The organism is Fluviibacterium sp. S390, assembly GCF_049800695.1.
Lineage (GTDB): Bacteria > Pseudomonadota > Alphaproteobacteria > Rhodobacterales > Rhodobacteraceae > Meridianimarinicoccus.
Genome location: NZ_JBNAFN010000010.1, coordinates 21,674 through 43,396 on the forward strand (window position 1 = coordinate 21,674; position 21,723 = coordinate 43,396).

The 21,723-nt window shown below is 66.5% G+C and carries 13 protein-coding genes; 11 read left to right on the forward strand and 2 right to left on the reverse strand.

From position 1 onward, the window contains the following. Window positions 1-19 precede the first annotated feature (19 nt). The 6 genes from ACP15K_RS09870 to ACP15K_RS09895 are packed head-to-tail and all read left to right on the forward strand — an operon-like array spanning window position 20 to window position 12,117. Window positions 20-1,207 (forward strand): HupE/UreJ family protein, encoded by a 1,188-nt coding sequence (locus ACP15K_RS09870; RefSeq protein WP_193142957.1) that lies wholly within the window; start codon window positions 20-22, stop codon window positions 1,205-1,207. A 9-nt stretch (window positions 1,208-1,216) separates the two neighbouring features. Further along, window positions 1,217-2,749 (forward strand): amino acid adenylation domain-containing protein, encoded by a 1,533-nt coding sequence (locus ACP15K_RS09875; RefSeq protein WP_424990411.1) that lies wholly within the window; start codon window positions 1,217-1,219, stop codon window positions 2,747-2,749. 15 nt (window positions 2,750-2,764) lie between these two features. Continuing rightward, window positions 2,765-3,019, forward strand: a complete 255-nt coding sequence (locus tag ACP15K_RS09880; protein ID WP_193142959.1) for a phosphopantetheine-binding protein — start codon at window positions 2,765-2,767, stop codon at window positions 3,017-3,019. Next, window positions 3,016-7,179: an amino acid adenylation domain-containing protein gene (locus ACP15K_RS09885; RefSeq protein ID WP_424990412.1), complete on the forward strand. Its 4,164-nt coding sequence runs from the start codon at window positions 3,016-3,018 to the stop codon at window positions 7,177-7,179. The genes ACP15K_RS09880 and ACP15K_RS09885 overlap by 4 nt, the downstream gene beginning before the upstream one ends. Then, window positions 7,176-10,943 carry a non-ribosomal peptide synthetase gene (locus tag ACP15K_RS09890; RefSeq protein WP_424990413.1) on the forward strand — a complete coding sequence of 1,256 codons (3,768 nt, stop codon included), beginning with the start codon at window positions 7,176-7,178 and terminating at the stop codon, window positions 10,941-10,943. The genes ACP15K_RS09885 and ACP15K_RS09890 overlap by 4 nt, the downstream gene beginning before the upstream one ends. Before the next feature lies 1 nt (window position 10,944). Beyond that, complete coding sequence (locus ACP15K_RS09895; RefSeq protein WP_424990414.1) at window positions 10,945-12,117, forward strand: acyl-CoA dehydrogenase family protein; 1,173 nt, start codon at window positions 10,945-10,947, stop codon at window positions 12,115-12,117. Window positions 12,118-12,213: 96 nt separating this feature from the next. Here the strand turns inward: ACP15K_RS09895 and speB are convergent, their stop codons facing one another. After that, window positions 12,214-13,182 (reverse strand): agmatinase, encoded by a 969-nt coding sequence (speB, locus tag ACP15K_RS09900; protein ID WP_193142963.1) that lies wholly within the window; start codon window positions 13,180-13,182, stop codon window positions 12,214-12,216. 653 nt (window positions 13,183-13,835) lie between these two features. Here speB and ACP15K_RS09905 point away from each other — a divergent pair. Together ACP15K_RS09905 and ACP15K_RS09910 are read left to right on the forward strand one after the other, a co-directional pair. Beyond that, window positions 13,836-15,212 (forward strand): glutamine synthetase family protein, encoded by a 1,377-nt coding sequence (locus ACP15K_RS09905; RefSeq protein WP_193142964.1) that lies wholly within the window; start codon window positions 13,836-13,838, stop codon window positions 15,210-15,212. A 97-nt stretch (window positions 15,213-15,309) separates the two neighbouring features. Continuing rightward, complete coding sequence (locus ACP15K_RS09910) at window positions 15,310-16,740, forward strand: aldehyde dehydrogenase family protein (protein WP_424990415.1); 1,431 nt, start codon at window positions 15,310-15,312, stop codon at window positions 16,738-16,740. Between the two features lie 17 nt (window positions 16,741-16,757). Here ACP15K_RS09910 and ACP15K_RS09915 read toward each other — a convergent pair whose 3' ends face one another. Then, window positions 16,758-17,675 (reverse strand): LysR family transcriptional regulator, encoded by a 918-nt coding sequence (locus tag ACP15K_RS09915; RefSeq protein WP_424990416.1) that lies wholly within the window; start codon window positions 17,673-17,675, stop codon window positions 16,758-16,760. Between the two features lie 154 nt (window positions 17,676-17,829). On the opposite strand from ACP15K_RS09915, the gene chvE reads away from it, so the two are divergent. The 3 genes from chvE to mmsB all read left to right on the forward strand — a co-directional run bounded on the left by chvE (window position 17,830) and on the right by mmsB (window position 21,722). Then, window positions 17,830-18,885, forward strand: a complete 1,056-nt coding sequence (gene chvE / locus ACP15K_RS09920) for a multiple monosaccharide ABC transporter substrate-binding protein (protein ID WP_193142967.1) — start codon at window positions 17,830-17,832, stop codon at window positions 18,883-18,885. A 71-nt stretch (window positions 18,886-18,956) separates the two neighbouring features. Continuing rightward, the gene (mmsA, locus tag ACP15K_RS09925) at window positions 18,957-20,477 is read left to right on the forward strand and encodes a multiple monosaccharide ABC transporter ATP-binding protein (RefSeq protein ID WP_424990417.1); all 1,521 of its coding nucleotides are present in this window, start codon (window positions 18,957-18,959) and stop codon (window positions 20,475-20,477) included. A 12-nt stretch (window positions 20,478-20,489) separates the two neighbouring features. Continuing rightward, on the forward strand, window positions 20,490-21,722 hold the full coding sequence (gene mmsB, locus ACP15K_RS09930; RefSeq protein ID WP_193142969.1) for a multiple monosaccharide ABC transporter permease: 1,233 nt from the start codon (window positions 20,490-20,492) through the stop codon (window positions 21,720-21,722). Window position 21,723 lies beyond the last annotated feature (1 nt).

Below are 21,723 nucleotides of genomic sequence, written 5' to 3' on the forward strand. Positions count from 1 at the left end.
GTTGAGGAGAATTGAAAGAATGAAATTGCGCGGCTTCTTTGCACTTTGCGCCGTATTGCTGATGGCAGCCCTGCCTGCTGCTGCACATCGGCTCAATGAAACCTATGTCTATTTCACGGTCACCGACGATACCCTGTCGGGCCGGATCGAGGCGCGGCTGGAAGATCTCGACGGGCTGGTGGGGCTGGATGCCGATGGCGACGGGCAGGCCACGCCCGAGGAATTCGAAGCTCAGGCCGACGCCGTTCTGGCGCGCTTTGCAGATCGCCTGACGCTTCAGGACGGCAGCACCGATCATCCGGTCGTATTCACCGATCACACCTTCCTGCCGACGCCACAGGGCGTGTTCGTGCAGATGAATTTCGATGTGCCGAGCATAAAGGAAACGCCGGAAGGGCTGAACGTCGTCTACCGCTCGCCCTTCCAGGACACGGACCCCGGCCATCTGGGTTATGGGTTGATCGAGAACAACACCCGCACCGGGGTCGAGGACAACGAAGGCCATATCGCGGTGATCTTCAACGCAGACGCCCCGGCGCAATGGCTCTCGCTGGTGGGCGACCCGCCGTGGACCGTGTTCGTCGAATTCGTGATCCACGGCATCTGGCACATCTGGCTGGGCTTCGACCACGTGGTGTTCCTTGTGGCGCTGCTGCTGCCCGCCGTCCTGCGCGCCGACAACCGTCAGTGGCTGCCCGTCGACGACTTCCGGGCCGCCTTCATCAATGTTCTGAAGATCGTCACCGTTTTCACCCTCAGCCATTCGGTCACGCTGACGCTGGCCGGGCTTGGGATCGTGACGCTGCCGGTGTCGCTGGTGGAGGCGGTGATTGCCCTGTCGATCATCGTGGTGGCGGTGATGAACTTCTTCCCGTCGATGCATCGCTACACGCTGGCGGTGGTGCTGGTGTTCGGCTTGTTCCACGGCTTCGGTTTTGCCAACGTGCTGGCACCGCTGGGGGTTCAGCCGTCGGCCAAGGTCATCGGGCTGGCGGCCTTCAACATCGGGGTCGAGATCGGACAAGTGGCCATCGTGATCGTGCTGTTCCCGATCCTCTTCGCGCTGCGGCGGCTGGCGGTCTATCCGATGCTGGCAACCCAGCTGGCCTCGGTGGTGTTCATCCTGCTGGCGGCGGTCTGGTTCGTCGAGCGCAGCTCGGGCATCTTCTGGCGCCTGCAACAGCAGCTGCTGGCCGCCTGGACCTAGGGGCCGCACATGGAGGGTTCGCTGACAGATCGGCTGGCCCGCGTGGCGCAGGACCGGCCCAAAGCCGATGCGGTGATCTTTGGCGATCAGTCCCTGACGTTCGCCGGTCTGGCCGACCGCGCCGCGCGGTTGGCCGGCAGGCTGAAGGCGCTTGGGGTCCAGCGCGGTGACCGCATCGGCATCAGCCTGCAGCGCGGGCTCGAGATGCCGGTGGCCGTCTATGGCGTGATGCTGGCGGGCGCGGCCTATGTCCCCATTGACCCGACCGCGCCCCCGGACCGGATGCAGCACATCCTGCGCGATTGCGGCATCGGCGTCCTGATCACGCAGGAGGCCCGCGCCGACCAGATTGCCAGGGCCGCGCCCGGCACCGGCCTGCACAGCGTGATCGGGGTCGCAGCCCCCCTGGACGGGCTGACCACGCTGCCCTTCGACGCGGCGCTGGACAGCCCTCCGCATCGTGAAACCCTTGGCCCCGACGACCTTGCCTACATCATCTTCACCTCCGGCTCGACCGGGGTGCCGAAGGGGCTGACGCACACCCATGCCAGCGCGCTGTCCTTCGCCCGGATGGCCGCCGACCTGTACGATTTGGGTCCGAAAGACCGGATGGCGGCGACATCGGCCCTGCATTTCGACATGTCCTGCATGGAGATGTTCGCGGGCCTGCTGAGTGGCGCCTGCATCGTCATGGTCCCTGAAGCCCATGCCATGATGCCCGCCAGCCTGGCGCAATTGCTGGAAGATCAGCGCATCACCACGCTGTATACCGTGCCTTTCCAGTTGATCCGCCTGGTCGAGGCCGGGGCGCTGGAGGCCCGGGATCTGCGCGCCCTGCGGCTGGTGATCCACGCCGGTGAACCGATGCCGCCGCGCCCCATCGCTGAACTGCGCGCGGTGCTGCCCCATGCGCGGTTTTCCAATTTCTATGGCCCGGCCGAGGTCAATGGCGTCACCCATTGGGACCATGCGCCCGACGGCACCGATCCGACTGCCCCGGTGCCCATCGGCTACGCCTGCGCCCATGCCGATCTGTTGATCGATGGCGAGACAGCGGACAGCGGCGAGCTTCTGGTGGCGACCCCGGCCATGATGCGCGGTTACTGGCGCCGTCCCGATCTGGATGCCACCTGTTTCGTGACCCGCCCCGGCACCGACGGGACGCCGCAAAGGTACTATCGCACCGGTGATCTGGTGCGCCGGGGCCCGGATGGCGCGCTGATGCTGCTGGGCCGCGCCGACCGGCAGATCAAGCTGCGTGGCTACCGGGTTGAACTGGACGAGGTGGAACTGGCGCTGGAAGCCCACCCCGCCGTGTCCGAGGCTGCCGCCCTGCTGTCCGCCGACATGCTGCGCATCCTGGCCTTCGTGCGCCTGGCGCCCGAACAGACGGCACAGGAGGCTGCATTGCGCGAGATCGCGGCCTTGCGGTTGCCTTCGCACGCGGTGCCTGCCAGCATTCGGGTCCTGCCACAATTCCCGCGCACAGCCACCGGCAAGATCGACCGCCGCCGCCTGTTGGCCGTGGACACTGCACAATGATCGGAGATCCGAGCGATGACTGACCCAAGGGCCGCGCGGCTGTCCCAGGTGCAAGCCTTTATCGAGACGACACTGCTGCGGGGCCGCGCCGTCGCCCGTGACGAGGAGCTTCTGCTGTCGGGACTGCTGGATTCGCTGGCGGTCATGGCCCTTGTGGCCGAGGTCGAGCGCATCGCGGGCCGCCCGGTCCCGCCCACCGATGTGCTGATCGAAAACTTCACCACGCTGGACGCCATCGGCGCCTATATGGACAGGCAGGACAGCGCATGACCGAACCGGAGACCGTCGCCATTCCGCTGACGCAAAGCCAGGGCCTGATCTGGACCGGCCAGTCACTGGCGCCCGAGGCTCCGCTTTATAACATGGTCTGGCGGATCGGACTGCGCGGGGCGCTGGACCCGGACCGTTTCGCCGCCGCCTGGGCGCAGGTGGTGACCGGTGCCGATATGCTGCGCGCGCGGTTTGAAACTCTGCAAGGTCAACCGGTCCAGACCGTCGCCGGGGCCGGGCCTGCGCTGCAAGTCCTGGACCTGAGTGGCGAGGCCGACCCGCAACGCGCCGCCGACGACTGGATTGCTACCGATGCCGCGATCCCGGTGGACCTGACCCAAGGGACCTGGCGCAGCCGGTTGCTGAAACTGGGGGACAGCGACTGGATTTGGTACCTGAACCAGCATCACATCGCGACCGACGGGGCGGCGGGGGCTGTCTTGCTGCGCCGGATGGGGGCAGCCTATGCCCGGACCGATCTGCCCAGCCCGCCGCAATTCGCCGACCACGCCCGCGCGCTGGCCGGGGCCGCGCCGCCGGACCCCGCGATCCGCGCCTTCTGGGAGGCGCAGGCCGAGGGTCACCGCCCGATGACGCCGCCCTACGGGGCCACCCGGCAGCCGGGGCAGCCGGCCTCGCAACGGCTGCGGCTGGACTTCGGCGCCGACCGATCCGCCCGCCTGCGCGCCTGCCTTGCCAATCCGCGTTTCGCCGCGATCAGCCGTGACCTTGGCGCCTTTGCCCTTTGGGCCGCGCTTTATGCCGGATGGCTGCACCGGATCACCGGCGACACCGTGATCCGCATCGGCGCACCGTTCCACAACCGCCTGACCCCCGCGCAGCAGGACACCGTCGGCCTGTTCATCGAGATGCTGCCCCTGACGGTCGGGGTGCAGGCAGGCGACACGCTGGAGACCCTGTTCGACCGCTGCCTGAGCGCGGCCATCGACTATCTGCGCCACGCCCGGCCCGGCGCGGGCACCCCGGAAACCGTGGCGCTGTTCAACGCGGTGCTGAACTTCATGCCGGTGCAGATCCCGCCGCTGGCCGGTCTGGAAACGGATGTGCAATGGCTGCAGGCTGGCGCCCATGACGGCGCCCATGACTTGCGGCTGCATGTCTATGACTTCAATGCCACCGGCACCTTTACGGTCGAAATGGATGTGAACGCGGCCCTGCTGAGCGCCCCGGCCGGTGAAGCCGCCGCCGCGCAATTCCTGTCCCTGATCGACGCGGCGCTGGAAGGTCCCTCGCGGCCGTTGAACCAATTGGCGCTGACCGACAACCGCGACAGTATCCTGACCGGCCCGGACAGTCCCGCTACGCCCGCTTCCGTGCTCGACCCCATCGCCACCCATGCAGGCAGCGCGGCCCCGGCGGTGATCTGTGGCGATGCCAGCCTCAGCCACGCAGAACTGGCCAGCCTGTCGGACCGTTTCGCCTCCGCCCTGGTGGCCCTTGGCGTGTCGCCGGATCGCCCGGTGGCCATTTGCGCGCGGCGCAGCCTGCGCCTTCCGGCGGCAGTTTTGGGGGTGCTGAAGGCCGGGGGCTGTTTCGTGCCCCTTGCCACGGACACGCCGCCCGACCGCGTTGCCGCGATCCTGAACCGGCTGAAGCCCGCGGCCATCATTGCCGATGCGGCAGGGCGCGCCCTGTTGCCATCCGACACTGCCCCGCTGCTGGCGCTTGAGGCGGATCTGCCCGAAGGCACCACCGCGCCGGGGCCGGGATCGCTGGCCTATGTGATCTTCACTTCGGGCTCCACCGGTACGCCCAAGGGGGTCGAAGTCGCCCACGACGCCTTTGCCCGCTACATCGACTGGGTCGCGCGCAGCCATGGACCACAGGGGCCAACCGATATGCCGTTGTGCTCGGCGCTGGGGTTCGACCTGACGCTGACCGCGCTGTTCGTGCCGCTGGTCACCGGCGGGGCGATCCATGTCTATCCGGAAACCCCCGGCGGCACCGATCTGGCCATTCTGGATGTCTTTGCGCAGGACGCGGTGGATGTGGTCAAGCTGACCCCGGCGCATCTGGCGCTGGCGGTGGCGCAGGGCTCCCCGGTGCGCCGCATCTCGACGCTGATCCTGGGCGGCGAGAACCTGACCACCGCCCTGTGTCGCAAGGCACGGGCACGGCTGGGCGCGCATCTGACGCTGGCCAATGAATACGGCCCGACCGAGGCAGTGGTGGGCTGCATGCTGCACCGGTTCAACCCGGCCACCGACACCGGCGCCAATGTGCCCATCGGCCAGCCTGCGGACGGCATGACAATCGCCATCCTCGACAAGGGCGGCAACCCGGTACCCGAAGGGATCGTGGGCGAGATCCACATCGGCGGCAATCGCCTGGCGCGCGGCTATTACCACGACCCCGATCAGACCGCCGCCGTGTTCCGGCCTGACCCGTTTGGCACCGGCCCGAAGCTGTACGCCTCGGGCGATCTGGCACGGCTGTGCCCGGATGGGACCGTCAACTATCTGGGCCGGGCCGACCAGCAGTTGAAACTGTCCGGCGTGCGCATCGAACCTGCCGAGGTCGAGGCCGCCTTGCTGAGCCATGACGCCGTCAGTGCCGCCCATGTGCTGGCCTGGACCCCCGGCACCGGCAAGGCCGCGCGCTGCACCCGCTGCGGGTTGAGCGACACCGTTCCCAATGTCACGCTGGACGTCGAGGGCATCTGTGACATCTGCCGCGCGTTTGAAGGCATCCGCGATGCGGCGCAGGCCTATTTCGACACGCCCGAAGGCCTGCAGGCCGAACTGGCCCGCGCCCGCGCCCGCAAGACCGGCAAACACGACGCCATCATGCTGCTGTCGGGCGGCAAGGACAGCGCCTATGCCCTGTATCGTCTGGCCGATCTGACCCGCGACGTTCTGGTGCTGACACTGGACAACGGCTTTCTGTCCGAAGGGGCCAAGGACAACATCCGCCGCATGACCGCCGATCTGGGGCTGGAGCATCGGTTCCTGACCACCCCGGCGATGAACGAGATCTTCCGGGACTCGTTGCAGCGGTTTTCGAACGTCTGCCAGGGCTGTTTCAAGACCATCTACGCACTGGCCCTGAAGGTCGCGCGGGACGAGGGCATTCCGGCCATCGTCACCGGGCTGAGCCGCGGGCAGTTCTTCGAAACCCGCCTGACGCCCGACCTGTTCCGGGGCCGGACCCCCAGCCGCGCCGAGATCGAGGCCGTGGTGCTGCGCGCCCGCAAGGCCTATCACGGCATGGACGACAGCGTCGCCCGGCTGCTGGGAACCCATGAGTTTCTGGACGAAGAGGTGCTTGAGGATATCCGCTTCATCGACCTCTATCGCTACATCGACGTGCCGGTGTCCGAGATCTACCGCTTCCTGGACACCCATGCGCCCTGGGTGCGGCCTGGCGATACCGGCCGGTCCACCAATTGCCTGATCAACGATCTGGGCATTCATGTGCACAGCCGACGCGAGGGCTATCACAACTATGCCCTGCCCTATGCCTGGGACGTGCGCCTGGGCCACAAGACCCGCGACGAGGCCCTGCGCGAGTTGGACGACGACATTGATCCCGCCAAGGCCGAGGCCTTGCTGGCACAGATCGGGTTGGAGGAGCGCGCGCTGCCACCCCGGCGCGGCGGCCTTGTGGCCTATGTGGCGGGCGACGTGGATTCGGCAGAGTTGCGGGCGCATCTGGCCGCCCGCCTTCCGCGCGAGATGATGCCTAGGCACCTGGTGCGCCTTTCGGCCCTGCCCCTGACCGCGAATGGCAAGGTGGATCGCGCCGCCCTGCCGCGCCCGGACCCGGTGCTCAGCACCCCCGACAGCACCCGTGAACCGGCAGAAACTGCGACCGAGCGGGCGCTTCTGGAGATCTACCAGAGGATGCTCGGGCGCGAGGATTTCGGCGTCACCGACAATTTCTATGACATCGGCGGCGAAAGCATCGCGGCCATCCAGATCGCGCTGGCCGCCGGGGAGGCCGGTCTTGCGGTTGGCTCGACCGCCGTTTTCGAACATCAGACCATCCGGGCGCTGGCCCAGGCCGTGGACGGCGCCACGCCGGTGAAACCCGCCCCGAAAGTGACCAAATCCCGCGCCCCGCTGATCGATCTGGGGGCCGAGGATATGGCCGCCCTGGGCCGGGTACGGGCGCGCAAGGCGCGTGTGGACACCCCGTGATCGCAGGCGAAATCCCCGAGGTCGAGGAAATCCTGCCGCTGGCGCCGGCGCAGGCCGGGATGCTGCTGGAACTGACCCGTGGCGATGCCCCCGAGGGCGCCTATCTGGGCGTGCTGCGCTTCACGCTGGACGGGACACTTGACCCGCAGGCTTTCGCCACGGCCCTGCGCGCAACGGCAGCGGCGCGCGATGTCTTTCGGCTGTCCTTCGAATGGGAAGGCTTGAAGCAGCCGGTGCAGCTTCTGCACCCGCAGACCGACCTTCCTGTGACCATCGAAGACTGGACCGGGCGGCAAGAGGCCGAGATTGCCGAAAGGGCGGAACAGGAGCGCGCCCGCAGCTGCGATCTGCGGCAGGCGCCCCTGTCGCGCGCGGTGCTGCTGCGGCTGGCCCCGGACCGGCATGTCTGCCTTTGGGTTCTGCACCATCTGATCTGCGACGGCTGGTCGGCCCGGATCCTGTTGCAGGCGGTCATGTCCCGCCTCGGCGGTCAGCCGGTGCCTGCCGCCCCGCCGTTTCGCGACCTGCTGGCATGGCAGGTCAGCCGTGATGACAGCGGCGCAGAGGCGTTCTTTCGCGACTATCTTGCCGGGCTGGCCCCGCCCACGCCGGCGGCGATCCCCGCAGCCGCGCCCTCTGGCGCGAGCACCCGGATCGAGGTGCGGCGTTTGCCGGTGGACCCGGCGCTGGACCGCGCCGTCAGCACGCTGGCCCGCAACCTGCGGGTCACGCCGCCAGCGGTGTTCTCGGCCCTGCTGGCGGTGCAGTTGCGCCGTTTCGGCGCGGGCGAGGACGTGGTGTTCGGCCAGACGGCCTCGGGGCGGCCGCCGGATCTGGCCGGGGCGGACACCATGGTCGGCCCGTTTGTCAGCACCCTGCCGACCCGCTTGCAGATCGATCCGCAAGCACCCGTGGCGGAGCTGATCCGGCAGGCCAGCGCCGATGCGCTGACCCGCCGTCCGTTCGAAACCGCCGCGCTGCGCGACGTCATGCGCTGGTCCGGGTTGGGGGCGGGGGGGCCGCTCTATCACACGCTGTTTGTCTACCAGGGTCTGCCACCGGTGCCGCCCGAAGGCGCAGGGCTGCACCTGCGCGACCTTTCCACCGATGTGACCAGCCCCGACGCAATGGCGCTGCTTTATCATCCCGGCGCGGCCCCGGCGCTGGACCTGCATGTGAACCGCGAGGTGCATGATCCGGATACAGCCGAGGCCTTCGCCCGCGACTATCTGGATCTGGTGGCTGAGGCGGTGCAGCACCCCGAAACCCCGGTCGCAGCCCTTGCCCGTCGCATCGCCAAGCCCCCTGCCCCCGAACCTGCAGCGCGGGTGTCCTTTCCCACATTGCCACAGGCCATTGCGGCCCATGCAGCGCGCGATCCCGACGCCCCCGCCCTGCGCTGCGGCGACGAACAGATGACCTATGGCGCGCTGATGCAGGCTGCCGAAGGGGTGGCCGCCGCGCTGGCCGAAGCCGGGATCGGACCCGGCGATATCGTGCCGGTGGCCATGGCGCGTTCGACGACCTGTGTCGCGGCGATGCTGGGAGTGATGCTGCGCGGCGCGGCCTATGTGGTTCTGGACCTGAGCTATCCGCGCGCGCATCTGCAAAGCATCCTCGACACGGTGGCGGCCAAGGCGGTGCTGACCCGGCCAGAAGACGAAGGGCGCAACGCCTGGACCGACCTGCCGCGCCTTCTTCCCGGATCGGGCCGTGTTCCGGCGGAGCCCCTGACGGGGGAGGAGATTGCCTATGTGCTGTTCACCTCGGGCTCCCAAGGACAGCCCAAGGGGGTGCAGGTCAGCCATGCCAACCTGGCCTATTCGACCGGGGTGCGCAGGCAAGTTTACGGAGGCGATCCGGCTGCATTCCTGATCCTGTCGCCGCTGGGGTTCGACAGTTCCGTCGCCGGGCTGTACTGGGCGCTGGCCAGCGGTGGCGAGGCGGTACTGTCACCGCCCGAGGCCACCCGCGACCTTGCCGCCCTTGCGCGGCTGATCCACAGCACAGGACCCTCGCACATGCTATGCCTGCCGGGGTTGTACCAGCACCTTCTGGACACGGCCGCCGCGGGCGATCTGGCCGCACTCGACACCGTGATCGTCGCCGGAGAACCGCTGCCGCCCGCCCTGATCGCGGCGCATCGCGACAGGCTGGGCGCGCGGCTGTTCAACGAATACGGCCCCACCGAAGCGACGGTCTGGTGTACCGCGTTCGACACGGCCGCGCATGACGGCGGCGATGACGTGCCCATTGGCCGGGCCATTCCCGGCAGTCGTATCGCGATCACCGATCCCGATGGCGCGCCGCTGCCGGATGGCACGCTGGGAGAGATCACCGTCAGCGGCCCCGGCGTGGCTGCGGGCTATCTGGGGGGGCCGGACATCGACAGCGGGGCGTTTTCCGGCGTTGGAGACACGCGCGCCTATCGCACAGGCGATCTGGGGGTGCGGCGGCCCGATGGGGTCGTGCTCTATCGCGGGCGCTGCGACGCGCAGGTCAAGATCCGGGGCCACCGCGTGGAACTGGCCGAGGTTGAAGCGGCCCTCGGCACCCTGCCCGATCTGGGCGACCGCGTGGTGCTGGCCGAGGATGCCCCCGGCGGCACCCGGCTGGTGGCGGTGGTGCAGACCGGCGATCCGGCGGCGATCCGCGCCGCACTGACTGCCCGCCTGCCCGCCCATATGGTGCCCGCCGAAATTCGCGTGATCCCCGATCTGCCGCGTCTGCCCAACGGCAAGATCGACCGCCGAGGCTTGTTGGAGCTTTGCCCTGCCATGCCGCCCGACGTGCGGGAACCGGACGGCTATATCGCCGCTCAACTGGCCGGGATCTGGCAGGGGCTTCTGAACATCGACCGTGTCGGTCCGGACGACAATTTCTTCGACCTTGGCGGCGACTCTCTGCTGGCCATGCGGGCGGTCTTTGCCGCCGAGGCCGCAGGCCTGCCCCTTGCCGCGCATGAGATCTTCGACCATCCGGTGCTGTCGCAGCTTGCCGCCCGGATCGAGGCCCGACCGGCCGGACAGGTCATCACCACCGATGACGGGCTGCTGGCGCGACTGCACCCAGAGGGCGACGCGGATCCGTTCCTGATGATCCACGGCAGCCCCGAGATGTGCGCGCATCTGGGTCATGCTTTGGGGCCGGACACGCCGCTGTGGTTCCAGTTCTCCAGCTATCTGCGCGGGCCGGTGCCCCGTGGACAGGATATCGCGGCGATGGTGGCCGCGCTGAAGCCCCTTGCCCGCACCCTGTTTGACGGCCGCCCGGTGCGGCTGGGCGGATATTCGATGGGCGCGGTGCTGGCCATCGAGCTGGCCCGCCAGTTGCGCAATGAGGGCTGCGAGGTGCCCTTCGTTTTCCTGCTGGACCCGTCGTGGGATTGCGGCGGCACCAACGCGCCCGCCGCCGTGACAGCGGCCCATCGGGCCAAATCGGCGCTGTTGTCGCGCGCGCTGAATATCGGTGCGCGGCTGGGGCTGGGGGACGCCGAACGCCTGCGGTTATCGGCGGTGGGCCACTATTACCGCGCGGCGCTCCTGGCTTACCGGCCTGCGGGCTATGACGGTCCGGTGCACCTGGTGATGTCGCGGGACGGCACCGCGCTGCTGGACCCCGGCGGCTGGCTGCCGAAGACCTGCCCGAACCGGCGCGACTCCCGGCTGGAGGTCAGCCATTTCGACCTTCAGCACGACACAGATGCGCTGTTTGCATGGACCGCGCTGTTGACCCGGATGCTGTTGGAAGAGGCGGAGCCCTGAGATGGATTTGACGATCACCGATGACATGGCACAGCGCGGGGCCGCAGCCCGACACTTTGCCAAGGACCATCTGAACGCCGGATTGGCCGAACGCGACCGGCGCGGCACGCTGGAGGCGGCCGAATGGCGGTCCCTTTGGAGCGCCGCCGCCGACCACGGTCTGCTGCGGCTGGGCCTGGACACCGCCCATGGCGGCGACGGCACCGACCTGATGACCGCAACCCATGTGTTGCACGAGGTCGGCCATTGGTGCCGCGACACAGGTGTGTTGCTGGCGCTGAATGCCACGCTGTGGACCGTTCTGCGGCCGCTGGTGGAATTCGGGACCGAGGCGCAACAGGCGCGCTACCTGCCCCGGCTGCTGTCGGGGGACTGGATCGGCGCTGATGCGGTGACCGAACTGGCCTCGGGCTCGGACGCCATGGCCTTGCAGACGGAAGCGGTGCGTGACGGCGACAGCTATGTGCTGAACGGCCAGAAGGCGTTCATCGGCATGGCGCCCTGTTGTGACCTTGCGCTGGTCTTTGCGCGCACCAACCCGGCGGCGGGGGCCTGGGGGGTCAGCGCATTTCTGGTCGAAACCAGCTTGCCGGGGGTCACGCGCGGCCCAGAGGTCGAGAAACTGGGCCTGCGCACCATTCCCACCGGGTTCCTTGGCTTCACCGATGTGCGCCTGCCCGACAGCGCCCGTCTTGGCCCGGAAGGGGCAGGCGCGTCGATCTTTGCCCGTTCGTCGGAATGGGAACGACAGATGGTGCTTTGCGCGCATGTCGGGGCCATGAAACGACAGTTGGAAGCCTGCGTCGCCTTCAGCCAGCAGCGCAGCGTCTTCGGGCAGCCCATCGCCAGGCACCAGTCGGTGTCGAACCGGCTTGCAGACATGCGGGTGCGCTATGAGACCTGCCATCTGATGCAGCGCCGGGCGGCATGGCAGATGCAGACCGGCACCGGGGATGCGGCCGCGGCGGCGATCACCAAGCTGCATATCTCCGAGGCGCTTCTGGCCTCGAGCCTGGACGCGGTGCGCACCATGGGCGGGCAAGGCTTCCTGTGGGAGGCCGAGGCCGCCCGCGATCTGCGTGACGCGGTGGGCGGTGTGCTTTATGGCGGCACCTCGGATATTCAGCGCAACATCATCGCGCAGTTCCTGCCCGGTTGGGCCGCCAAGAGCTGAACGCGGTTTCCGCAGACGTCAGGCGGTGTTCCGGCGGCGCGATCCGGGATTTCGCCGGTTCGCAGACTGCAGACCGCCATTGCATCCCATGTCGCTTCAGACCCGGCCCACCGGATGCCGTTCGGCACCCTTTGCAAGGGCCAGCAGACACAGCCAGTCATGCGCCACGGTCGCCGCCGCGATGGCGGTGATCTCGGCATGATCGTAGGGCGGAGAGACCTCGACCACGTCCAGCCCGACCAGGTTCAACCCTTCCAGACCGCGAATGAACTCCAGCGCCTGCCAGGACGCAAGCCCGCCCGGTACCGGCGTGCCGGTTCCCGGAGCAAACGCCGGGTCCAGCCCGTCCACGTCGAAGCTGATGTAGACCGGCGCATCCCCGGCCCGCGCCCGCGCGATGTCGATGGCGGCCTGAATGCCATTGCGATGCACCCAGGGCGAGGTCAGCACCTCGAACCCATGGGTGCTGTCATTATAGGTGCGCAGCCCGACCTGGGTGGAGCGGCTGACATCGACGATGCCCTCGTGGGCCGCGCGGGCAAACATGGTGCCGTGGTCCAGACTGACACCATCATCGTCCCATGTGTCGCAATGGGCGTCGAACTGGATCAGGGCCAACGGGCCATGGCGCTTGGCATGGGCGCGCAGCAGCGGGTAGGCGATGGAATGGTCGCCGCCCAGCGTCAGCAACTTGGCACCGCTGGCGAGGATTTCGTCGGCATGGGCCTCGATCGCCGGGGGCACGGTTTGCGGGTGGTGCGGATCGAGATGCACATCGCCATAGTCGATGACGTCCAGCAGTTCGAACGGGTCGATGCCCGAGGGAAAGGCCTTCAGTTCGGCCAGTTGCACCGATCCGGCGCGGATCGCCTGCGGCCCCAGCCGACAGCCGGGGCGGAAGGTCACGGCGGTGTCGAAGGGCACCCCGGTCACCACCACATCGACGCCCGCAAGATCGCGGCTGTAGTTGCGCCGCAGGAAGCTGAGCGCACCGCCATAGGTCATCTCGTGCCAGCGGCCGCGCGCGGTATCCTTGCGGCGGAACGCCTGATCGCCCTTTGTCATGAACCATTCTCCAAGCTGGTCGTGTTTTGCGTATCACCAAGACCCCCGCACCGTATAGGTTGGTCGGACCACCGGCTGGTCGGCAAGCGTCGGTTCAGACGTCCCACCACCGTCAGATAGCTGTCAATCCCGGGCGGTGCTGAACGCCGTGGCTCTAGGCCGGACTTGGCCACGGGCCCCTTTTCTTGTAGCTTTTGCTGATTTGTGATACTCTTATGATTATTTGTATCAATTATCGGGCTCTTGTCAACCGGTTCCCGCTGAACAAGCGTGCCCATGAGACCCGATCTCGCCAATTGACGGCGCGACCTCTGCGGAGTGCAAGGGCCGCCGAGCAATCAGCATTTTTCCCGTCATCCGTATGACCAGTTGATCATTCTGCCGCCGGAAGACCATGGCGCGGGAGGTGCAATCCGGCACGCGGCGGCGCGCGACGCCCTTTGCACGCGATCGCCGAACTTTGTGATAGTCTTTTATGCACGATGGCCCCATATGGCGTCCGTGCCCTTGCGTGAAATCCGTCGATTCTGTCTGAAATCATCACTCGATGCCCTTGTCTGCTCGGCACCGGATCGCCAGATCTGCAGAAGTCTGTACCCTCTGCGCCGCCCTCCCGCCGGGATCGCGCCCGCAGGCCATCCCAAGGATTTTCCATGGCCCCCGCCCCTTCTTCCGACTGGCAGGCAGCCCTTCCAGCCCCGTTCCTGACCTATCGCGGCGACCGCCGCCTGGAAGAGGTGGAGTGCATCGTTCCCGACCTTGTCGGCAGTTCCCGCGGCAAGGCGATGCCGTCGCACAAGTTCTCGCCCGAGCAGACCTATGCCCTGCCGACCTCGCTGTTCTATGAAACCGTCAGCGGCGAATACGTCGATATTGCGGGGATCGAGAACCAGTGGACTGAGGTCGACATGGTGCTGCGCCCGGACATGTCCACGGCCTCGGCGGTGCCCTGGGCGGCGGATGCCACGCTACAGGTGATCTGCGATCTGGAGGATCGGCACGGCAACCCGGTGTCCATCGCGCCGCGCAACGTGCTCAAACGGGTGCTGGATCGCTATGCCGAACACGGCTGGCAGCCCATTGTCGCGCCGGAGTTGGAATTCTACCTGATCTCGCCAAACCTCGACTGGAACGATCCGGTGAAGCCGCCGGTGGGACGGACCGGTCGCCCCGGCTCGGCCCGGCAGGCCTATTCCATGGTGGCCGTCGATGAATACGGCGAGGTCATCGACACGATCTATGACTATGCCGAGGATCAGGGTCTGCACATCGACACACTGATCCAGGAAGGCGGCGCCGGGCAGATCGAGATCAACCTGATGCACGGCGACCCGATGGCGCTGGCCGACCAGGTCTTCTATTTCAAGCGCGCGATCCGCGAGGCCGCGTTGAAGCACAAGTTCTTCGCCACCTTCATGGCCAAGCCGATGCGCGACCAGCCCGGATCGGCCATGCACATTCATCAAAGCGTGCTGGACAAGCGCACCGGACAGAACATCTTCTCGAACCCGGATGGGTCGGAGTCCGAGGCTTTCTATCACTTCATCGGCGGCTCGCAGCGCCACCTGATGGAAGTCATGCCGCTGATCGCGCCCTATGTGAACAGCCACCGTCGCCTGACCGGCGGGATGAGCGCGCCGACCAACATGGAATGGGGCCACGACAACCGCACCACCGGTCTGCGCATCCCCAATGCCCGCCCCGAAGCCCGGCGGGTGGAAAACCGCGTCATCGGCATTGACGCGAACCCCTACCTTGCGCTGGCGGCTTCGCTGGCGGCAGGACTGAAGGGCATGACCGACCGCATCGCGCCGCGCCGCGCCGCGCAGGGCGAGATCTGGACCGACGGCGCGATCCTGCCCGAGGGCCCGTTCGATATGCTGGCCGCCTTCAACGAGGCGCATGAGATGCGGGCGCTGCTGGGGGCCGAGTTCTGCGCCGTGCTGTCCGCCATCAAGTTGGCCGAACTGAACGAATTTCAGCGCGAAATCTCGCCGTGGGAGCGCAAGCACCTGCTGCTGAACGTCTAGACCCTGCCGCGCGGTTACGGCTGGCGCCCGTCCGGCGGGGCTGGTTCTATGAATCACAACCGCGGGGCCGCCCGCCGCATCGACCAAGGGGACTGGGATGACCAAACTGCACACCGACCGCTTCTACATCAACGGCGCATGGGTGGCACCACAGGGCCGCGACACGCTGCCGGTCATCAATCCCGCCACCGCCCAACCGATTGCCACGGTGGCACTGGGGACTGCCGCGGATGTGGAGGCTGCCGTCTCCGCCGCCCGCGCCGCCTTTCCCGGCTTTGCGCGCAGCACCCTGGCCGAACGTCTGGATCTTCTGGCCGCGATCCGCGCGGGATATGAAGCGCGCTACGACGAGATGGCCGAAGCCATCAGCGCCGAGATGGGCGCGCCTATCGATCTCAGCCGCCGGGCGCAGGCGCAGGCCGGGCTTGGCAATCTGGACGGGGTGGTTGCAGCTGCAAAGCGGTTTGCCTTCGAGGAAATCAACCCAGCGGGCGACCTGTTGCGCCATGAGCCCATTGGCGTTTGCGCGCTGATCACGCCCTGGAACTGGCCCGCCAACCAGATCGCGCTGAAGGTCCTTCCGGCGCTGGCGGCGGGATGCACGATGGTGCTGAAACCCTCGGAACTGACACCGCTGTCGGCGCTGCTGTTTGCCGAGATCCTGGACGAGGCCGGGGTGCCTGCCGGGGTCTTCAACCTGATCAACGGCGACGGCCCGACGGTTGGGGCAGAACTGAGCCGCCATCCGAATGTGGACATGGTGTCCTTCACCGGCTCCACCCGCGCCGGGGTCGAGGTCGGCCGCGCCGCCGCCGCGACCATCAAGCGGGTGACGCTGGAACTGGGCGGCAAATCCCCCAACATCCTGCTTGACGATGTGGATCTGGAAAAGGCCGTGCGCCGCGGGGTACGCCAGTGCTTCAACAACACCGGGCAAAGCTGCAACGCGCCGACCCGGATGCTGGTGCCCCGCGCGCTGTACGCCAAGGCCGCCGAGATCGCCGCCGACACCGCCCGCACGACGATGGTCGGTGACCCCGCGCAACCCGGGCGTCACATCGGCCCGCTGGCCTCGGACATGCAATTCGACCGGGTTCAGGCGATGATCGCCAAGGGCATCGCGGAGGGGGCAACCCTTCTGGCCGGCGGCCTCGGCAAACCGGACGGGTTGGAAGATGGCTATTTCGTCCGACCCACGGTCTTTGGCGACGTCAGCAACGACATGACCATCGCGCGCGAGGAAATCTTCGGCCCGGTTCTGGTGTTGATCCCCTATGACAGCGAGGCCGAGGCCATCGCGATGGCAAATGACACGCTGTATGGACTGTCAGCCTATGTGCAGTCGGCCGATCCCGACCGGGCGATGGCCGTGGCGCGGGATCTGCGCGCGGGAACCGTGCTGATCAACGGTGCGGGTTTGGGCCAGGGCTCACCCTTCGGCGGCTACAAGCAATCGGGCAACGGGCGGGAGGGCGGTCTCCACGGCATCGCCGATTTCTGCGAGGTCAAGGCCATCGCGGGGCGCTGACCGCGCCGCCACGCGCCTCAGAGAAATTCGAACACCGCCGCGAAGACTTTTTCGGCGGCGCGGGTCACCGGCTGTTCCCGGTTCTGAATGACGAAACAGGGCGGCACGGTGATCGGCGTGGCCAGGTCAAGCGTGACCACATCCGCGTTCAAGCGGCCTTCGCACAACATCGCGGCGACCTCGCGCGAAAGCGGCGCAATGATGTCGGACGCCTGCACCATGGACAGTGCCACCAGCAGCGACGCGGTGTTGGTCACCCGCGACGGCGCGGGCAGGTCATGGGTCAGAAACGCGGAATCGACCGCCTCGCGGATCGGTGAGCCCAACACCTGCACCACCCATTCGCTGTCCAGCAGGTCGGTCAACGCGACCGCGCGCTGCGCCGCCAGCGGATGCGACGCCCGGACCAGGAAGGTCACTTCCTCGCTGCGGGCCGGATGCAGGCGGAAATCGCGGCTGTCATAGCCCGCCGGCAGCCGCGATATGATAAAGTCGAACCGGCCCGCGATCAGGCCCCGAACCAGTTCCGTCGAGGGGCCGACCTCGATCGTCATTTCGATATCGGCAGCTTCGGCCTTCACCTTCTGGATGGCCGGCATCAGCGTGCCGACGGCAGGGCCTGTGACCGTGCCCACGCGCACATGGCCGATCTTGCCCTCGTTGAACCGCTGGGCATCCGCGGCCAGTTCATCCATCTCTTCCAGGATCACCTTGGCGTGGCGAATGCAGATGGCGCCCAACGGCGTGGCTTCCATCCCCTTGGGATGCCGGGTGAACAGCGCGCCGCCGACCAGTTTCTCAACATCCGCCAGAATGCGCGAGGCCGCAGGCTGCGACACCGAGATCCTGTTGGCGGCCAACTGCAACTGCCCGGTTTCGGCAATGGTCATCAGCAGGCGCAACTGGTTCGGTTTCAGGCGGTGAGCGATGTCCATGAATGACCGTATAACAGAAATGGTATGCAGATCGCAGAGAATACGAATTGATTGCTATGTCAACCGGCTGTTAGCTGCCCCAACGGACCTCGTGAAGGTTCGAGGGAGACCGCGCCAACACAAGAACAACGGGCGCAACATGTGGAGGAACAACATGACTTTCAAATCGCTCCTGGCTTCGGCCGGTGCTGTCGTCCTGCTTGCTGGTGGGGCCTATGCCGAAGGCAAGGTCGGCATCGCGATGCCGACAAAATCCTCGGCGCGCTGGATTTCCGACGGCAACTCGATGGTCGAGCAATTCACCGCGGCCGGATATGAGACCGACCTGCAATATGCCGAAGACGATATCCCCAACCAACTGGCCCAGATCGAGAACATGATCACCAAGGGCGTCGATGTTCTGGTGATTGCCGCCATCGATGGTACGACCTTGTCGAACGCGTTGGAAAACGCCGCCGCCCTGGGCATCAAGGTCATCGCCTATGACCGCCTGATCCGCGACAGCGGCAACGTCGACTATTACGCCACCTTCGACAACTTCAAGGTCGGCGTCCTGCAGGCCACCAACCTTGTCAACGGGCTGAACGAACGCTTCGGCGATCAAAAGCCGTGGAACGTGGAACTCTTCGGCGGCTCGCCCGACGACAACAACGCCTATTTCTTCTACAACGGCGCCATGAGCGTCATCCAGCCTCTGATCGACGACGGGTCGATCAACATCGCGTCGGGGCAGATGGGCATGGACACCGTCGGCACGCTGCGCTGGGACGGTTCGGTCGCGCAGGCGCGCATGGATAACCTGCTGTCCGCGCATTACACCGACCAGACCGTGCACGGGGTGCTGTCGCCCTATGACGGGCTGTCCATCGGCATCCTGTCGTCGCTGAAGGGCGTCGGCTATGGCTCGGGCGATCAGCCGATGCCCATCGTGACCGGTCAGGACGCCGAGGTGCCCTCGGTCAAGTCGATCCTGGCGGGCGAGCAGTATTCAACCATCTTCAAGGACACCCGGTCGCTGGCCGGTGTGACCGTGGGCATGGCCGATGCGCTGCTGGCGGGCGGCGAGCCCGAGATCAACGACACCTCGACCTATGACAACGGCGTCAAGGTGGTGCCCTCGTATCTGCTGGAGCCGCTGCCGGTGACCGCGGCCAACTGGGAAGAGCGTCTGATCGACTCCGGCTACTACACCATGGACCAGATCCAGTAAGCCCGACGGGCAATTTCCGACCTGCCCGAACACCGCTTCGGGCAGGTCGCGATGACAGATGAGGATTGGGCATGTCTGCGCTTCTGGAAATGCGTTCGATCACAAAGACCTTTCCGGGCGTCAAGGCGCTGGATGAGGTCGAGCTGACCGTCCGCGAAGGCGAGATCCACGCGCTGGTCGGCGAAAACGGTGCTGGCAAATCGACCCTGATGAAGGTGCTCTCCGGGGTCTATCCGGCGGGCAGTTACGACGGCGAAATTCACTATGATGGCCAGCTGGCACAGTTCCGCGACATCGCGGACAGCGAGCGGCAGGGCATCATCATCATCCACCAGGAACTGGCGCTGGTGCCGCTTCTGTCCATCGCCGAGAACCTGTTTCTGGGCAACGAACAGGCGCGCGGCGGCATCATCAACTGGCAGTCCACCTTCCAGCAGACCGAAAAACTGCTGCGCAAGGTCGGGCTGAAAGAGGCGCCCTCGACGCTGGTCGACAAGCTGGGCGTCGGCAAGCAGCAACTGGTGGAGATCGCCAAGGCGCTGTCCAAGGAAGTCCGGCTGCTGATCCTCGACGAGCCGACGGCGGCGCTGTCGGAATCCGACAGCCAGGCGCTGCTGGACCTGATGCTGGAACTGAAGGCCGAGGGCGTGACCTGCATCATCATCAGCCACAAGCTGAACGAGGTGCGCCGCGTTGCCGACAGCGTGACGGTGATCCGCGACGGCACCACGGTGTCGACCATGGATGCCAAGGCCCAGCCGATCACCGAAGCCGCCATCGTGCGCGACATGGTGGGCCGCGACATGGCGCATCGCTACCCCGAACGCGAACGGCGTGCCGGCGACATGCTGATGGAGGTTTCCAACTGGAACGTCTGGCATCCCGAGCACAGCGACCGCCAGGTCATCCGCGATGCCACGTACAACGTGCGCGCCGGCGAGGTGGTGGGCATCGCCGGATTGATGGGCGCGGGCCGCACCGAACTGGCGATGAGCCTGTTCGGCAAGTCCTATGGCCGCAACATCAGCGGCGAGGTCAGGATCCGCGGCCAGAAGGCCGATGTCTCGGACGTGCCGAAGGCGATTGCGGCCGGGCTGGCCTATGTCACCGAGGATCGCAAGAGCCTGGGTCTGATCCTTGAGGAAACCATCCAGCGCAACGTGACGCTGGCCAATCTGCCGGGCGTGTCCTCGGTCGGGATCCTGAACGAGAACGAGGAAACCGAGGTTTCCGAGCGGTATCGCAAGGCGATGAACATCCGCACCCCCAGCGTGTTCCAGCGGGTCATGAACCTGTCGGGCGGCAACCAGCAGAAGGTGGTGTTGTCGAAATGGCTGTTCGCACAGCCCGATGTGCTGATCCTGGACGAGCCCACGCGCGGCATCGACGTCGGCGCGAAATTCGAAATTTACGGGATCATCAACGACCTGTCCGCGCAGGGCAAAGGCGTGCTGATGATCTCTTCCGAGATGCCCGAACTGCTGGGCATGTGCGACCGCATCTACGTCATGAACGAAGGCGCGCTGGTGGGCGAGCTTTCGGCCAAGGACGCCAGCCAGGAGCGCATCATGTCGCTCATCGTGACAGAATAAGGAGACCGGGGCATGGCTATGGCTGAGACCACGGACAACGAACCGACCAAGAGCGTCACCGACTACCTGAAGGCGCACCTGCGCGAATACGGGCTGCTGTTCGCCCTGATCGCCATCATGGTCTTCTTCCAGATCATGACGCAGGGCACGTTGCTGCGGGCGGTGAACATCACCAACCTGCTGCTGCAGAACAGCTATATCATCATCATGGCGCTTGGCATGCTGATCGTCATCGTGTCGGGCAATATCGACCTGTCGGTGGGCTCGGTCATGGGGTTTGTGGGCGCGCTGGCGGCCGTGATGATCGTGAACCACGAGATACCCATTCTGGTCGCCATCGCCATCTGCATCGTCTGCGGCGGGCTGATCGGCGCGGCGCAGGGATATTGGGTGGCCTACTGGAAGATCCCGTCCTTCATCGTGACGCTGGCCGGCATGCTGGTGTTCCGCGGGCTGTCGCTGCTGCTGCTGGAAGGCCAGTCGGTCGGTCCCTTCCCGCGCGAATTCCAGGTGATCGCCAACGGTTTCGTGCCGGATGCCTTCCCGGCGGCCATCGGCCAAAGCCTCGCGCCGCTGTTCGGTGCCCGGCAGGTGAACGTGCTGGCGCTTGGCACCGGCATCGTCGCGGCGGCCATCATTCTCTGGATCGGCATGCGCAAGCGCGCCCGCAACCGGGCTTACGGCATCATGGACGAGCCGCGCAGCTTCTTCATCGCCCGCAATGCCATCGTCGGCGTGGCGCTGATCTTCATCATGTACAAGCTGTCCACCTTCCGGGGCCTGCCCAATGTGCTGATCACCATGGGCGTGCTGACCATCATCTACGCTTTCCTGACCGAAAAGACGGTGCTGGGCCGCCGGGTCTATGCCCTGGGCGGCAACCAGAAGGCCGCCAAGCTGTCGGGCATCAAGACCGAGCGGCTGACCTTCCTGGCCTTCGTCAACATGGGCATTCTGGCCGCCATCGCCGGTCTGGTGTTCGCCGCGCGGCTGAACACGGCGACGCCCAAGGCGGGGTTCGCGCTGGAACTGGACGTGATCGCGGCGGTGTTCATCGGCGGTGCCTCGATGTCCGGCGGGGTCGGCAAGATCGTCGGCGCCGTGGTCGGGGCCTTCCTGATGGGGGTGCTGAACAACGGCATGTCGATCATGGGCATCGGCATTGACTATCAGCAGATGATCAAGGGTCTGGTGCTTTTGGCGGCCGTCATCTTCGACGTTTACAACAAGAACAAGCAGGGCTGAT